This is a genomic window from Streptomyces sp. C, assembly GCF_000158895.1.
Taxonomy (GTDB): domain Bacteria; phylum Actinomycetota; class Actinomycetes; order Streptomycetales; family Streptomycetaceae; genus Streptomyces; species Streptomyces racemochromogenes.
Genome location: NZ_GG657751.1, coordinates 26,872 through 41,212, shown reverse-complemented (window position 1 = coordinate 41,212; position 14,341 = coordinate 26,872). Strand labels below are relative to the sequence as shown.

15 protein-coding genes and 1 pseudogene are annotated in these 14,341 nt (G+C 67.9%); 12 read left to right on the top strand and 4 right to left on the bottom strand.

The window, feature by feature from the left end:
* Positions 1-376 precede the first annotated feature (376 nt).
* The 5 genes from SSNG_RS33420 to SSNG_RS33400 all read left to right on the top strand — a co-directional run bounded on the left by SSNG_RS33420 (position 377) and on the right by SSNG_RS33400 (position 4,059).
* Positions 377-559 carry a hypothetical protein gene (locus tag SSNG_RS33420; protein WP_007268385.1) on the top strand — a complete coding sequence of 61 codons (183 nt, stop codon included), beginning with the start codon at positions 377-379 and terminating at the stop codon, positions 557-559.
* Between the two features lie 81 nt (positions 560-640).
* Positions 641-1,183: a MauE/DoxX family redox-associated membrane protein gene (locus SSNG_RS33415; RefSeq protein ID WP_007268384.1), complete on the top strand. Its 543-nt coding sequence runs from the start codon at positions 641-643 to the stop codon at positions 1,181-1,183.
* An 8-nt stretch (positions 1,184-1,191) separates the two neighbouring features.
* The gene (locus SSNG_RS33410; RefSeq protein WP_042804589.1) at positions 1,192-1,734 is read left to right on the top strand and encodes a hypothetical protein; all 543 of its coding nucleotides are present in this window, start codon (positions 1,192-1,194) and stop codon (positions 1,732-1,734) included.
* Positions 1,727-3,610 (top strand): ABC transporter ATP-binding protein, encoded by a 1,884-nt coding sequence (locus SSNG_RS33405; RefSeq protein WP_050779970.1) that lies wholly within the window; start codon positions 1,727-1,729, stop codon positions 3,608-3,610. The genes SSNG_RS33410 and SSNG_RS33405 overlap by 8 nt, the downstream gene beginning before the upstream one ends.
* On the top strand, positions 3,607-4,059 hold the full coding sequence (locus SSNG_RS33400) for a S26 family signal peptidase (RefSeq protein WP_007268381.1): 453 nt from the start codon (positions 3,607-3,609) through the stop codon (positions 4,057-4,059). The genes SSNG_RS33405 and SSNG_RS33400 overlap by 4 nt, the downstream gene beginning before the upstream one ends.
* Before the next feature lie 524 nt (positions 4,060-4,583).
* Here the strand turns inward: SSNG_RS33400 and SSNG_RS33395 are convergent.
* Positions 4,584-4,940, bottom strand: a complete 357-nt coding sequence (locus tag SSNG_RS33395; RefSeq protein ID WP_007268379.1) for a hypothetical protein — start codon at positions 4,938-4,940, stop codon at positions 4,584-4,586.
* Between the two features lie 241 nt (positions 4,941-5,181).
* Here SSNG_RS33395 and SSNG_RS33390 point away from each other — a divergent pair, with 241 nt between their 5' ends.
* Positions 5,182-5,580, top strand: coding sequence for a hypothetical protein (locus tag SSNG_RS33390; protein WP_042804588.1), 399 nt, complete (start codon positions 5,182-5,184; stop codon positions 5,578-5,580).
* Between the two features lie 188 nt (positions 5,581-5,768).
* Here the strand turns inward: SSNG_RS33390 and istB are convergent, their stop codons facing one another.
* Both istB and istA read right to left on the bottom strand, forming a co-directional pair.
* Positions 5,769-6,539: an IS21-like element helper ATPase IstB gene (gene istB / locus SSNG_RS33385; protein WP_007268377.1), complete on the bottom strand. Its 771-nt coding sequence runs from the start codon at positions 6,537-6,539 to the stop codon at positions 5,769-5,771.
* Positions 6,536-7,950 (bottom strand): annotated as a pseudogene (gene istA / locus SSNG_RS33380) (IS21 family transposase). The gene istB and the pseudogene istA overlap by 4 nt, the downstream one beginning before the upstream one ends.
* A gap of 167 nt (positions 7,951-8,117) precedes the next feature.
* On the opposite strand from istA, the gene SSNG_RS42640 reads away from it, so the two are divergent.
* The 4 genes from SSNG_RS42640 (at position 8,118) to SSNG_RS40630 (ending at position 12,469) form a co-directional block, all read left to right on the top strand.
* Positions 8,118-8,261, top strand: a complete 144-nt coding sequence (locus SSNG_RS42640; RefSeq protein WP_165365080.1) for a hypothetical protein — start codon at positions 8,118-8,120, stop codon at positions 8,259-8,261.
* A gap of 166 nt (positions 8,262-8,427) precedes the next feature.
* On the top strand, positions 8,428-8,853 hold the full coding sequence (locus tag SSNG_RS33370) for an SMI1/KNR4 family protein (protein ID WP_007268374.1): 426 nt from the start codon (positions 8,428-8,430) through the stop codon (positions 8,851-8,853).
* Positions 8,854-8,898: 45 nt separating this feature from the next.
* A complete protein-coding gene (locus SSNG_RS33365) occupies positions 8,899-9,669 on the top strand; it encodes an IS5-like element ISStsp6 family transposase (RefSeq protein WP_007268373.1) in 771 nt (256 codons plus the stop codon).
* Between the two features lie 457 nt (positions 9,670-10,126).
* Positions 10,127-12,469: a TniQ family protein gene (locus SSNG_RS40630; RefSeq protein ID WP_007268372.1), complete on the top strand. Its 2,343-nt coding sequence runs from the start codon at positions 10,127-10,129 to the stop codon at positions 12,467-12,469.
* On the opposite strand, the gene SSNG_RS33345 is transcribed toward SSNG_RS40630, so the two are convergent.
* Positions 12,438-13,055 (bottom strand): TetR/AcrR family transcriptional regulator, encoded by a 618-nt coding sequence (locus tag SSNG_RS33345; RefSeq protein WP_042804584.1) that lies wholly within the window; start codon positions 13,053-13,055, stop codon positions 12,438-12,440. The genes SSNG_RS40630 and SSNG_RS33345 overlap by 32 nt on opposite strands.
* Before the next feature lie 102 nt (positions 13,056-13,157).
* On the opposite strand from SSNG_RS33345, the gene SSNG_RS33340 reads away from it, so the two are divergent.
* Together SSNG_RS33340 and SSNG_RS33335 are read left to right on the top strand one after the other, a co-directional pair.
* Positions 13,158-13,457, top strand: a complete 300-nt coding sequence (locus tag SSNG_RS33340; protein ID WP_007268370.1) for a hypothetical protein — start codon at positions 13,158-13,160, stop codon at positions 13,455-13,457.
* 138 nt (positions 13,458-13,595) lie between these two features.
* Positions 13,596-14,246, top strand: coding sequence for a hypothetical protein (locus SSNG_RS33335; RefSeq protein WP_007268369.1), 651 nt, complete (start codon positions 13,596-13,598; stop codon positions 14,244-14,246).
* Positions 14,247-14,341 lie beyond the last annotated feature (95 nt).

Genomic DNA, 14,341 nt, shown 5'->3' with positions numbered 1-14,341 from the left:
AGGGCAGTGAGCACGGCTCGGGACATCGGCCGCACGACCGGGAGCGGATGGCCCGCGTCATCCTGCACGGTCAGCGGACCCAATATGCCGAATCTCATCAGCCGCACCCCCAAGTCTGAGCGAGAGCATTGTCGATCAGCAGCAGGAATTGATCAACTTGTGCCCCCGAGATGGAACGGATCTCGGCCCTGCCGGAAGCCCGCCCGGACGCGGCGCGCGAGGTGAACGCAGCCTTCGAGGTGCCACCGCAGGCAGGCGGTTGGCGGCGTGTTGGCGGCCTGTTGGTGCGCCCCGACAAGATCGGTTGTGCCGGCCCGGCGAGGGCCGGGAACCGCAGGTCTCCTGCGGGTCCACTGCTTGGGAATGTGAGTGAGAAATGACCAAGACGATCATTGGCGCAGGGCTGAAGCTGGTCGAGGCCCTCGTGCCCAGCACGACCGCGTCCGCGGGCTGTGCCGCCACCTGCTTCGAGGTACCGAAGTGCCAGGGGAGCAAGGTCCAGGGCTGCGGCAGCATCACCTGCTGCTACGAGTGGGACTGCAGCTACAGCTGCGGCTGATCGACTTCCAGTAGCTGAGCGCGTGGTGCTGGCCTGCTCGGTCAGGCCGGCACCACGGCGGTCACCCCATGGAGGCCACTCGTGACGTACTTCCTGATATTCGCCGAGGTTTTCTTCTTCGCCGTCTTCGCGATGGCCGCGATCATGAAGATCCGCCGGTTTTCCGCCTTCGAACACCATGTCAAGGCCACACTTCCGCGCGCCATCTCCGGCGCTCCGCTTCTGGCGGGATCCGTCATCTCTGTCGAAGTGGCGGTGGCCTCGTCGATGCTGCTCCCGCCACCGTTCCTTGCGTACGGATTCACGCTGGCGGCCGTCGTCTGCGCCGCCTTCACCGCTTATGTCGTGCGGCTGGTCCGGCGGAACGGCGGTGAGTCCTGCGGGTGCATGGGCGAGTCCGATGTGTCCGCCTCTCCACTCCATGTCGGGCGCAACTGTGCGCTTCTGCTTCTCGCAGTGGCGGCCGCGGCAGGCGTGTGGAGCGCGCCAGGCCACGGTGACGTGCCGCCGGAGGCGGCGGAGCAGCTGATGGTGGCGGTGCCGGCCCTTGCGGCCGCCGCCGTGGTCACCCTTTTCGACGACCTCGTTTCCCTGTTCACGTTCTCCCCTGAGGAACATCATTGAATACCGCGATGTCCGGTCTGGCGCTGCTCTTCTCCGCGCTGGCCTTCGTTCTTTCACTCACCGTGGCCCGCCGTACGAAGCAGATAGTCGAGGCCTCCGCCGGCCGTCCGCCGATTCCCGTGACCCCCATAGGAAAGGCCTTCCCGGATGCCGCTCCACTCCTGAGCTCGCGGGGCGAGGTCGCCCCGCTGGGTGGCGAGATGAGCGACTCCGTCATCCTCGGGATCTTCTCCTCGGGCTGCTCCGGTTGCGCGGACCAGCTCCCCCTCTTCAAGGAGGTGCTCGCCACCCACCACGTCGACCGCGGCCGAGTCGTCGCCGTGCTCGTCGGGCAGGACAGGCTGGCCGACGAGTTCGAGCGGTCACTGGAAGAGGTCGCCGTTGTCATCCGCCAAGAGGTGGAGGGGCCCGTGCTCGCGCCGCTGGGCATCCGCAACTTCCCCGCGTTCGGAGTCGTTTCGGAAACGGGGTTGATCCGTACCTGGGGCGATGGAGCCGTGTCCCTCAAGAAGGTCATGAACGAGTTCGGGCGCCGGCCGGAAGATGTCTAGTCCGAGGTGGGGCGACGTCCGCGACGTCGCCCGTACGGGACTGCGCATCGCCCGGATCGTCGGCACGTGCGGCGGGCCGTACCCGTACGTCCTCCTGCTGACCAGCCTGGTCGGCGGCGCCCTCTCGCCCGTCCTGGTCTGGGCGGTGAAACTGCTGCTCGAATCGCTGACCGGGGACGCCTCCGCCGGATCCGCGCGCACGACGGCCGTCGTACTGATCGCCGTGGCCAGCGCCGGCGGGCTCTTCCTCCCCCGGGTCGTCGTCCATGCGCAGGCAGAACTGAACCGTGCCGTGGAGCGGCACATGCAGAAGGAGATCTTCGGTCGCCTGGGCCGCCTCGATCGGCTGTCGGACTTCGAGAGCCCCGGATTCCTGAACCGGGTCAACCTCGCGCAGCGGACGGCGCACGCGGTGCCCACGCAGGTGGTGACGGGAGCGTTCGGTTCGCTCCAGGCGGTCACGGCCATCGCCGGTTTCTCCGCGGCGCTGTTCGCAGTCCAGCCGTTCATCCTCCTCGCCGTCCTCTCTGTCGCGCTGCTCGTCGCCGCCGTGGAGGTCGTGACCTCCCGCCTGGCGACGAAGGCGATGCGGGAGACGATGAGCGCGGCCCGCCGCCAGGCGTTCTACACGATGATGCTGACCAACCCGACGTCCATGACGGACGTGATGATGCTCGGGACGGGCGGCTTCTGGCTGCGCCGGCTCGACGGGGACCTGGCCCGGTCCCACGCCGCCCTCGCCGCGGTCGACCGCACGACGTTGAGGTGGCAGGTGCCCGCCCTCGTCGCCAATGCGGCGGTCGTCGCCGGGGCCGCGCTGTGGGTGACCCGCGAGGTGGTGGCGGCACGACTGTCGGTCGGGGACGTCACCGTGGTCCTGTCGGGCATCGCCGGCCTGACCGCGAGCTTCACGACGACGGCGAAGACGGCGGGCAATGCGGTCAAGGGGTTCATGCTGTTCGACGACTACCTCGCCGTGGTGGACATCCCGGCCCGTGGGGCGGCCAAGACGCTCACCCGGCCTGCTCCCCTGACGCACCGGATCAGCGTGTCGGACCTGTGGTTCCGCTACTCGGAGCAGTCCGACTGGGCGCTGAGGGGGGTCTCGTTCGACCTCGTGCCGGGAACGACGACGGCGATCGTGGGCGTGAACGGATCCGGGAAGAGCACCCTCGTGAAACTCCTCTGCGGGCTCTACGCCCCCGCCCGCGGAACGATCCGCTGGGACGGCAGCAGCATCGACGGGTTCGATCCGGAGGCCTACCGGGACCACATCGCCACGGTCTTCCAGGACTTCAACACCTACGACATGACCGCGGCCGAGAACATCGGGATCGGGGACCTGTCGGCCTCCTTCGACCGGGAGCGGGTGCGGCTGGCGGCCGAGCGGGCGGGCGTGCACACCCTCGTCTCGTCTCTGCCGAACTCCTACGACACCTTCCTGAGCAGAGCGTTCCTGTCGGGTGACCAGCCGCAGCAGGAGGCTGCCCCCGTTTCCCTGTCAGGAGGCCAGTGGCAGCGGCTGGCCATCGCGCGTGCCTTCATGCGGGACGACCGCGGCCTGGTCGTCATGGACGAGCCCGGCTCGGGCATGGACGCCGCGGCTGAGGCCGAGATGACCGACCGCCTGCGGTGGTTCGCGCCCGGCGCGGCGAAGGTGATCGTGTCGCACCGCATGAACTCGGTCAGGCGCGCCGACCACATCATCGTCCTCAAGGACGGGGAACTGGTGGAGTCCGGCACCCACGACACGCTCATGGCCGCGGACGGCGAATACCGGAGACTGTTCGTCACACAGGCCAGCGGCTACCTGGACGCGGCCGGTGCCGCTGCCGTTCCCGCGCCGGGCCCCGCCCGCGAAGGGGCTGCGTCGTGACCGGCGGGGCTGTACTCGGGGTCACTGCCCTCACCACCGGCGCGCTGGTGTGGGGTGCGCTCTGGCTGCGCCGGTCGCTGGTCGTGGTGCGGGTGAGCGGGTCGAGCATGTCCCCGGACTACGAGCACGGCGATCGGGTGCTGATGATCCGCCGGGGCACACGCACCCGACTGCGCCCGGGCCGTTTCGTGGTCCTGGACCGGGCCCTCGTCGACTCCCCGGCCCATGCGGACCCCGGCGAGGGCCTCTTCCTCAAGCGGCTGGTCGCCGCGCCCGGGGACCGGGTCCCCGCTCCCTTCACAAACCTCCCGGCGTTCCGCGGGGAGGAGCGGGTGCCGCGCGGCTGCTACCTGGTCCTGGGAAGCCATCCGGCGAGCGTCGATTCCAAGCAGTGGGGTTACGTGCGCGCGGAGGCCCTGTCCGGCGTGGTGCTCACCCGCCCGGGCTGAGGAACCCGTTCCACGGTACGACCCCGGTCCTACCCGCGCCCGGTTCCGCCGGCCGAACGTCGACACTCCCGGCACAACCCCACCTGCCCGTCGCCCCCGGAGCCGCACTGCCGCAGCGGAGCAGGACATCGGGGCCGTGCGGCCTGCCGAAGGCATGAGCAGAGGTGACGGTGTCGCGCGGTTCGCACTCGGGGTGCCACTGGCACTGGGCTGTTTCGTTTACCTGGCATGGTTGAACACCCGGCTGCGCTCCTGGCTCGAGAGTACCCACTATCTCGACCTGCCCGAGCGCCGCTCCGCCACCGCCGCCGCCGAGGCGGCCTGCGCGCTCACCGAAACCACGGATACAGCCGCCCCCGCCCGGCGCTACCGCCCCACGGCTCAACTCGCCGGTGAGGGTCATCCGCCCGGCTCGGGCCTGGTCCAGGACGCGGGGAAGGGCTTCGGCGGCGTCATTGAGTTTCAGATAGGACAGGTGGCCTCGCAGCTGCTGGTAGCGGCGGGCCTCGCTCATCGGCATGGTGTCACTCACTCTCACGCTCCTGGTCTTCGTGGGTGGGGGCCTGCCGCAGCCGGTCGGCGTCGGCGGCGTAGTGGGACAGGTCGATGACGACCCGGTTCGCAACGTCCGATTCAGGTCGGCCGCGAAGTTTTTCGGCTTCCGCCTGGGCCGCGGCCGACGGGGGAGGGCGGACCTTGGTGCGGCAGGGAGCCTTGTCGGTGAACGAGGCGAGAACGGCTCGTTCGAGGGCGATGACGTGCCCGGAGTCTCGGACGGTCTGGCCGGCTCCGTCCGGTGCCCGGCGGTGGTGGGCGATGACCGCTCGGCTGGCGGTGACCACGTGCAGGTCGTCCTCGCCGAGGCGGATCCCGACCGTCACGTGGGCGCCGGTCAGCCCGGGCGGGACGGAGTAGTGGTTGCCGGCGCCTAGTGCTGTGACCGGGAAGGTTCGCCGGGTTGAGCGGTCAGGCCGTGGAGGGTAGGGGTCTGCCGCCCCGGCGGATGCCTCTTTCGCTGTGGATGCGGGCGCGTTTGTCGGCGTACAACCTCGGCTCCCCAGTTGTGTACGGATGAACGTCCCCATCTACGGTTCAGGGGTAGCAGAGCGTTGGAGGACTGGGTTGGCGCTGTGGGACCAGAACGTCGCGCCCTACGAAGAGGAGCTGGAGGCGTTGGATAACAGCGCGCGGGCCGACCTCGTGCTGGACGTGGTGGCATCGACGATGCCGCTTTTCGAGCCGCCGTTCGACGACTTCTTCCCAGAACCGCACCGCGAGCTCGTCAAGTCCGTACTGACCCTGCGCGCACAAGCTCCTGCGAGCTGGTGGGACGACACGGCTTTCGCACGAGACTTCCTGACTCAATACGACCTTCTGCCGGATATACCCACCAGGCCAGCGGTCGGCCCCTTCCTGATGGCGCTGGTTCGACTCTTCGAAGCGCCTGGCGGCTTCCTGTCGGCCGACGAAGCGTTGGAGTGCCTGTCCAGCTGCTACGAGGCAATCCTGTATCCCAGTTGACTGGGCGAGTCACAGCTGAAGATGAGAAGCGGGACCCAATGTGCCAGCAGGCCATTGCGCGGCAGACGGTCCTCGTCCTGCGAGCGCTCGATTGAAGCCGTGCGATCGCCAAGTGTCACCGATCGCGAGGTGTGGCATACCTTCCGAATCGACAAGGAACATGTTCCTCGTCGGATATCCGGCCCGGATCAGGCCACGTCGGTGTCTCGCTCGATGGCCTTGAGTCGGTTCTTGAGCCGGTAGCTGGGGCCGTTGATGGAGATCACGTCGCAGTGGTGCAGGAGGCGGTCGAGGATGGCTGTGGCGAGGACTTCGTCGCCGAACACCTGTCCCCATTCGCTGAAGGTCTTGTTTGAGGTCAGGATGATCGAGCCCTTTTCATACCGCTTTGAGATGACCTGGAAGACCAGGTTCGCTTCTCCGCGTTCGAGGATCTCGTAGCCCACCTCGTCGACCACGAGGACGCCCGGCCGTAGGTAGGTGCCCAGCTTGTTGGCCAGGCGGCCGGCTGCCTCGGCGGCTTTGAGGTTGCGGACCATGTCGTCGAGGCTGGTGAAGTAGACCGAGTAGCCGGCCCGGCAGGCCGCGACGGCCAGAGCGACGGCGATGTGTGTCTTGCCGAGCCCGGGCGGCCCCAGGAGAGCGGCGTTCGCCTTGGCCTCGACAAACGAGAGGGTGGCCAGGTCTTTGACCTTGCGCGGGTCGAGGTCGGGCTGGAAGGAGAAGCCGTACTCATCGAGTGTCTTGTGGTGCGGCAGCCGGGAAAGTCGCAGGCCCTGGCGGAAGCGGCGGTCGTCGCGGACGGCCAGTTCCTCGGAGAGGACCAGGTCGAGGAAGTCGAGGTAGCCCATCTTCGCCTCGTCCGCCCGGCGGGTGAACTCATTGATGGTTTCCGCGAGGTGGGGCAGGCCGAGCTTGCCGGCCGTGGTGCGGATGCGGTTTCCGGTCAGCTCGCTCAAGAGGATTCCTTCGTCACTCGACGGGTGGTGAACGGCCGGGTTCCGGTCAGCTCGTCATAGACCGACAAAGGCCGTCGGCCGACCTCGATCCGGGTGGCCGCGGCTCTGTTCAGCAGGGCCTGGAGGGGGCCGACTTCCTCGCCCCGCGGCCGCTCCGGACGAGGCTGGACCGGGACGTCGCCGGTGGTGGTCCGGCGTCCCTTGCCGGTGGGCAGGCCGTCCCAGTGTGTCTCGTCGACTACACAGGCACCGCGTCCGATGGCCCGGGGATGGGAGGCCAGCAGCGTGCTGCCGTGGGCATCGGCGAGGGTGGCATGCAGCATGACCTGGGATTTCGTCGCCCGGATCTCGACCAGCTGGCGAGCCCGGACTCGGCGGGCCGGCACGGAGTAGAGGTTGCCGTCGAAGGCGACAAGGCAGTCCTTGCCGACGTGCCGCAGCTGCCGTTCGGCCACCAGATACGGAGTCGGGGGAAGCGGCTTGAGAGCCGCGTGATCCCTCGCGGCCCGCTCCGCGATGACCTCTCGGTGGGTTTTGTGGATCTGGGCCCGCCTCTGCGGCACCCACGAGGTGAACGCGGCATCCATCTCCTCGACTGAGGAGAACGACCGGCCGGACAGGACGTGGTCGCGGACGATCAGGACCTGCCGCTCGACCCGGCCCTTGCCCTGCGGCCGGTAAGCGGCCAGGACGTCGATGTCGAAGTCGTAGTGGCCGGTCCGACCGCCTCCGGATGCAGCGGGACGGCCTCACCAGGTGCGACGTGCCGGCGGACGACGGTCTTGGTCCGGTCGTAGACGATCGTCATCGGAGCCCCGCCGAAGTGTGCGAACGCTCGGCGGTGGCAGTCGAAGAAGGTCTGCAGGTCCTGGCTGGTGGTGAAGCAGCAGAACGGGTCTCGCGAGTACGAGAGCGTCATGTGGAAGGAGTAGACCTTCGCGATGCCCATGTGGGTGAGGATCTTGCCCTCGTCACCCCAGTCCACTTGGGCCTGGGCTCCTGGAATCACCTCGAACCGGCGGTGCATACCCGCAAGTTCTTTGGGCGTGATCCCGAGTTCCTCGGCGATCCTCGGCCGGGCTGTCTGAACGTAGAGCTTGACCCGCTGGTAGTTGCCGGTGAAGCCGTACTCCTGGGCCAGTCGCTCGTGAATGACCGCGGCCTTCATCAGGACCTCGGCCCTGAGCATCGAGTCGATCAGCGGCCCGAACTCGTCGATCACCCTTGCCCGCGACCGCCCGCTCGGCGACCGCCGCGGAGGGGTTGCCGGCCCCGGTGCCGTCAGGTACTTGCGGACCGTCTTCCGGTCTAGCCCGGTCTCCCGGGCGATCTCCGACAGGCTCATAGCCCCGGACTCCAGCAAGCCACGAAAGCGCCGAAGCTCCAGCCAACGCTGCGGATCCAAGACCACTGCCAGCCCCCTCCGCCACCCGAATCGACCAAGCAGCAGAGTGCCGAGCAGCAGGTCTCGCCGCATCAGCAACTGTCCCTATTCATCCGTACGAGACTGGGGACGTTCACGTGTACGCCGACACCAGGAGCACCGCCACCACTACGACGTCGGTGGGCACATTCTGGATGGACAGATTGGTCAAGGAATTGCCGGTGGGCGTCGACCGGCTGAGGCAGGACCGCATCCTCGAAGAAGCCCTCGCCAATGGCGCGGACCCCCTCCATCTCGCGCACGTCTTCTCCCTCGGTGCCAAGGCCAGCCTCCGCTAAGGGCTGTCCCGCATTTCCCCCGGGGCAGTGAGCGGCTGACTCGGCCGGGGCCATACTGTTCGGCTGATGATCAGTTGCGCCTCTGGTCGAGCCGCTGGCCCCTGTCGATGGTGACCGGCCGCAGCCGGCTCGATCGGTGGCCAGGCTCCTGGAGGTCGATTCCACCGTGTGGACCGAAGCTGTAACGGCCCTGCCCGGAACGACGCTCTTTCAGCCGCCTGCATCGGAGCAGTCGCTGGTTCACTGCGCTACGGTCCTCGGCCATCCACTGCCTGCGGACCTCGCAGCCCTCCTCCGGGAGAGCAACGGCATCGAGGGCGAGTACGGCGACGGGCTCATCTGGTCTGCCGAGCGCATCGCCTCCGAGAACCAGAGTCTTCGCGCAGATGCCGAGCTCGCCACCTTGTACATGCCGTTCGACCCGCTGCTTTTCTTCGCGGACGCGGGTAACGGGGATTTGTTCGCGCTCTTGGCCAGGATCGACCGGCCCGACGTCTTAGTCTGGAACCACGAGGACGACAGCCGGACCTGGGTGGCGCCCAGCCTTGCCAAGTACCTCGAATGGTGGTTGACGGGGCGGATCGAGCTGTAGCTCCACGTCTCATGACCGTCTGGTCGCCAATGAGATGGTCTTGGCGTGGCTGGTGTGATCAAGGCGTCGGAGCCTTCCTGGATAGCCCCCTTCTCCGGGCTGGGTCCTCGCGTGTTCGGGAAGCTGGTGACGGTTCTGCGGCGCCAGAGTGCGGACGCGGTCCGCAGGGGCCGACCGTGGAGTCTTCCGCTGGAGGACCGGGCACTGCTTGTCGCTGCGTACTGGCGGACGAATCTCACGATGCGGCAGCTCGCCCCGCTGTTCGGGGTCTCGAAGTCGGCGGCGGGCCGCATCATCGACCACCTCGGGCCGATGCTCGCTCTCCAGCCCCGCAAGCGGTTCGCCAAGGACACCGTGCTCATCGTCGACGGCACCCTGGTCCCCACACGAGACCACACCATCGCCGAGCTGTCGAAGAACTGCCGGTACTCCACCAACCACCAGGTCGTTATCGACGCCGACACCCGCCTGATCGTCGTGGTCGGCCGGCCACTCGCCGGAAACCGCAACGACTGCAAGGCCTGGGAAGAGTCCGGCGCCAAGGCCGCCGTCGGCAAGACCCTCACGATCGCCGATGGCGGCTACCCGGGCACCGGACTCGTCATCCCTCACCGCCGCGAACGCGGCCAGACCGAACTCCCAGACTGGAAAGAGGAACACAACCGGTCCCACAAACAAGCCCGCGCCCGCGTCGAGCACGTTTTCGCCCGCATGAAGACCTGGAAGATCCTCCGAGACTGCCGCCTCAAAGGCGACGGCGTCCACCACGCCATGCTCGGCATCGCCCGGATGCACAACCTCGCCCTCGCCGGATAGGCCAGCGGCCCCGCATAACGGTCGACCTCGCCCGAGGCGACAAGAAGATCATTTGCGGGACAGCCCTTAGGCTGTCCGCGTCCCTATGGCGTCCGGCCGATTCCCGTATCAATACCAGATGTTCCAGCGCCAGAGTATCGCCAGCCTTGGCTCCCTGCAGTGCAAGAGCTTCAGCTTGCATGTAAGATCCGGCCTTTTCCTTCAGTTCAGCCAGAGGAAGAAGCGTCTCGATATCCCCGGCGTCGGCTGCTTCTTGCATGAGAGTCTCCGCTCCTACGAGGTCCCCATGTCGTAGCCGGAGCCATGCCACGCGTCCCAGGCCATCAGTGTTGCCTGCTCGGCGGCCCGGCGCGCCGCTGCTTCCGCGCCCTTAGCATCTCCTCTTTTCGCCGCCAGGCTGAACTGTCCCTTCACCGATCTCCTCGGCGCACTCGGACTCCCGAACCATGACCCGGACGTGGCCGCCCCGGTCCTGCCCCGCTGGACCACCCTGGCCACCCCCGACGAACTGGCCGCCATCACCGAAGTCACCGGGGTCACCGCCGATGTGCTCACGGCCATGACCCTGCAACCGTACGACGGCCACGCGGTGGTGATCGTGCCCGGACAGCGCCGCGTGCACCGGCAGGCCCTATGGGGACGGGCAGGGTCTCGGTTCTGCCCCGCCTGCCTGGAGGAAACCGGTGGCCGCTGGCAACTGACCTGGCGACTGGGCTGGTCCTTCGCCTGCACCCGTCACCAGGTCCTGCTCGCCGACCGCTGTCCAGCCTGTCTACGCACCCCCCGGCTGCGCTCCCACCCAGGCCGAGAAGTGCCCCGCCCCGGCCTGTGCTCCAGCGCGGCCCTGGCTGGCGGCCCCCGCCCACGACGCTGCCACCACCCCCTGACCGACACCCCGGTCACCACCCTCACGCCTGACGGAGCCCTGGAGGGAACGCAACGCCTGATCGACACAGCCCTCGCGGCCACAGACCGGAGGGCGCACTGGCCGCTCTACGGGCCAGGCGGCGTGCCCCTGCGGACGGCGCTGCGAGACGTGAAATGCCTGGGGGCCCTGGTCCTCAACCATGCGACGCCCGCCGACCTATACCCTCTGGCTCCGGGCGAAGCCATCGAACGCATGGAGCACTACCGGACCAATCCGCTGTCGGCGCGCTCCCAACGCCATCCGAACACCCAGCGCAGCGACGTGCACAGCTACTTCGCGCCCGCCGACGCCGCAGCCACCGCCGTGGCGACCACGGCGGCGCTTCGAATCCTGTGCGCGGCGGACATCTCCGCAGCAGCCGACGCCGCACGGTGGCTGACCGATCGGGTGGCCGCTTCCGGCCGCCCCCTCTATCCCGCCGGCGTCGTCTCCGTCGGCGGCACGCTCTCACCCGTCCTCGAAGCGGCCCTGCGCTGCAGCCGCGAGACACAGATCATGCCCGTCTACCGTCTGCGTCACCGCACCGCCATCCACTCCACCAGGCCCCCCGCCAACCACGACACCAGGGCCGGCATGCTGCCAGCCGCCCTGTGGCCAGAGTGGACGCTGCGCCTGTCCCCCCACCACCCCAACGGCAGGCCCGTGGCGAAACGCACGGACGAGCTCCTGGCCGTGGTCTGCCAGCTCGTCGGCAACACCACCTCGATCCAGGCCGCGACCCGGCTGACCGGGACCAACGTCACCAGCCACAACGTCTCCACGCTCCTCGCCGACCTCACCCGCCGCAGCGACTGCGTCGACGTCAGGCACGCCCTGATCCTCCTGGCCGACCACCTCGACCAGCACGGCGCCCCCATCGACTACGCACGCCGCCGCGCCCTATTCACCAAACAGGCCCGCTTCATCGACCCACGCTGCTGGAGCGATCTACAGCGCCGCCTGCGCTCGACCGGCGCCCCCAACGTCGCACACGCCCAGCGCTGGATCTTCCACACCCTGACGGGCTCGCCACCACACCTCGCCCACCCGGACTTGGCGCCGGCTGCCGGTGCACCGCGCCAGCAGTACCAGCGATTCCGCTGGCGGATCCTGCCCGCCGAAGCCGACCTCCTCACCCAAACCGCTCAAGCGATCCTCGACGCGCACGGCATCGACGAACCACTCCAGTGGACTCCTCAGCTCCCTGCTCGTGCCCTGCGTAACCTCGTTCTGCCCGGGCCCGAACCGGGCAGCATCACCGTCACCCAGCTCCACCAGACCGTCCCCGTGGGCGATCTCCATCGCCAAAGTTGCGCAGGCTCTGAACACCACAACAGCCCATGCCATCTACCTGCTGTCCGAAAACCCGGTCGACTGGAGCCCACCCCGGTTTCGGCGCACTCAACACACGGCCACTCGCATCGGGCAGTGGCGTATCTGGTACGAACAGGAACACCTCTCGCTCCAGGCCATCGCGGACCGGGAAGGAACAAGTCTCGCCGCCGTGCGCCTGGCACTGCTCAAGAACGCTGTCCCGCTCAGGCCCGCCGGGTCATATCCCGGCCGGCCAAGACGCAGGTGAACTCCCTCTATCCCCGAGAGCGGACTGTGGCCCCCGCGCGACGCGGACACAGCGAGGCCGATGACACTTCCGACGGCAACGGAACCCAGGTGCGTCGCCATGTGCACGGTTCTGGCTCACTTTCGCGGCTTGCCTGCCAGAACCTGAGTTTGGGTTCTGGCGAAACGTCTCTGCGACGGCACTTCCAGCACCACCCACTGGAACAGCTCCCACAACTCACCCGGCACCAGCTGCTCAACCTACGGTTCGGCAGCGAATTGTCGTCCCACTGGTGCGGCCTCAGGAGCACAAAGCGTGTTCGGCGGTGCTGACCAAGGTGGTGATGATGCGGTCGGGTTGCATCGCCCGGCCGGTATAGAGCAGGTCGAAGCTGTCGAAGCTGGTCAGCAGCCATAGCACGTCGGTGGCGTGGGCGGCGGTGAGTCCGTCGCGGAGAACGCCTTGTTCGGCCAGTCGGCCGGCGAGGCCGCTCATGCCTTCGGCGCGTCCGCGTTCCAGGCGCTGGACCGCGCCGCCGACCGCTTCGGCGTCGAGCTGGGCCATCGAGAACAGCGCGCGCAGTACGTCCCGGTGTGCCGCGTACATCAGCACGTTGCCGCGGAGGCCGCCGCGTAGGCCCTCTCGGGCGTCCGGGTGGAGCACCGCGCGCACCATGTCGGTGAATCCGCCGCGGTGGAGCAGGTCCATGCCGAGCGCGTCGAACAAGCCCCCGCGGGAGCCGAAGACGGTGTAGACGGTGGAACGTGACACCTCTGCGAGCTTGGCGACCTTGTCGACGCTGACCGGGTCGGACGGAGCGTCACACAGGCGCTGGTAGACGGCGTCGAGGATGCGGCGTCTTGTCTCCTCCGCGGCCCGGGCCCGCAGGCGCTGCTCGTACTTCCGAGTAGGGGGCATGGCTCGACACCCTAGCATTCGCTTGACAGCCTGTCTTTTGAAAGACAGGCTGTCCGATTAAATCAGCGGGCCGTCCGAGGCACCGCGACGAAGGGGGACAGCATGCGCGTGATGATCCGGTACACGGTCAGGCCGGAACTGGTTGAGCAGAGCGTGGCGTTGCTGCACGCTGTGTACGCGGACCTGGAGCGGGTCCGCCCGCGCGGCCTGCGCTACGACACCTTTCGGCTCGACGGCAGCGGCAGCTTCCTGGCGCTGATCGAGTCCGTGGGGGACCCGGTGGAGGCCCCTCACCACCAGCTGGCTTCGTTCCAGCGCTACCGCGCCGCCCTGAGCGAGATCTGCACGGAGCAGCCCACTGTGACATACCTGGACGAAGTCGGCTCCTACCGAGCCAGTTGAGACAGCACCCAGAAAGCCGGAGTGGCCATCGCTTCGGCGCTATCGTCTGCCGGAAACAAGATCTATACGCCTGGGGGGAATTGTGTTGGGGCGCCGGTTTCTCATGAGCACTGCAGTCACGCTGCTGGTGGTGACGGGATGTACCTCGGGGGCGGAGCAACCGCGGGATTCCTCGAAGCCCGCGGCCGCAAGTCCTCGGCCGCGTCACGGCCCACCGTCACCAAACGACCGTATGACCGGTTGCCGGCGCGGCCGCTGGGCAAAGCAGCGGCCGCAGGACGTGACTCGGCCTTCCTGGATGAGGCATTTTCCATGGTGCCCGCCGGGCACAAGGCTCCGCCGGTCGACGAGGTGGTCGTGATCCGTCGCCTGGGTGCCAAGAGCGGGGAGCTGGCATGGATGCCCGACGGGCGCACCTTCTGTTACGGAATGGTCCGGGAAGGCTACGGCTCGTCCAACTGCGGCCTGCTCCCCGAGGAGGCTCCTGCGCCCGGGCTGCTTGTCACGGTCCCGGGTTTCACCGACCGGGTGGCGAGTGAGGACGACTTCGACAAGGTCCGTGCCGTGAGTTTCGTGATCGCCGAGGGCGGTCCGAAGCGTTTCGATCATGTCAGGCGCAGCAAGGGAATGGGGCCGGTGCACCAGGCGGTCGCAAAGTTCCCCTCAGGCCGGATGGTCACCTTCCTGACGTACGACTACCCCGGGCACGGATGGGAATTCGACCCGCAGGCCGAGATCTGCAGAAGCGATCGGGAGGTCTGCTTCCCCTCCGAGCCGGTGCCGTACTGACAGTGAGCTTCGTGATCGCGGAGGGCGGGTTCGATTTCCCCTCCTCCGCTTTTGAACGAAGGCCCAGGTCAGGGACCTGGGCCTTCTTCTTCGTC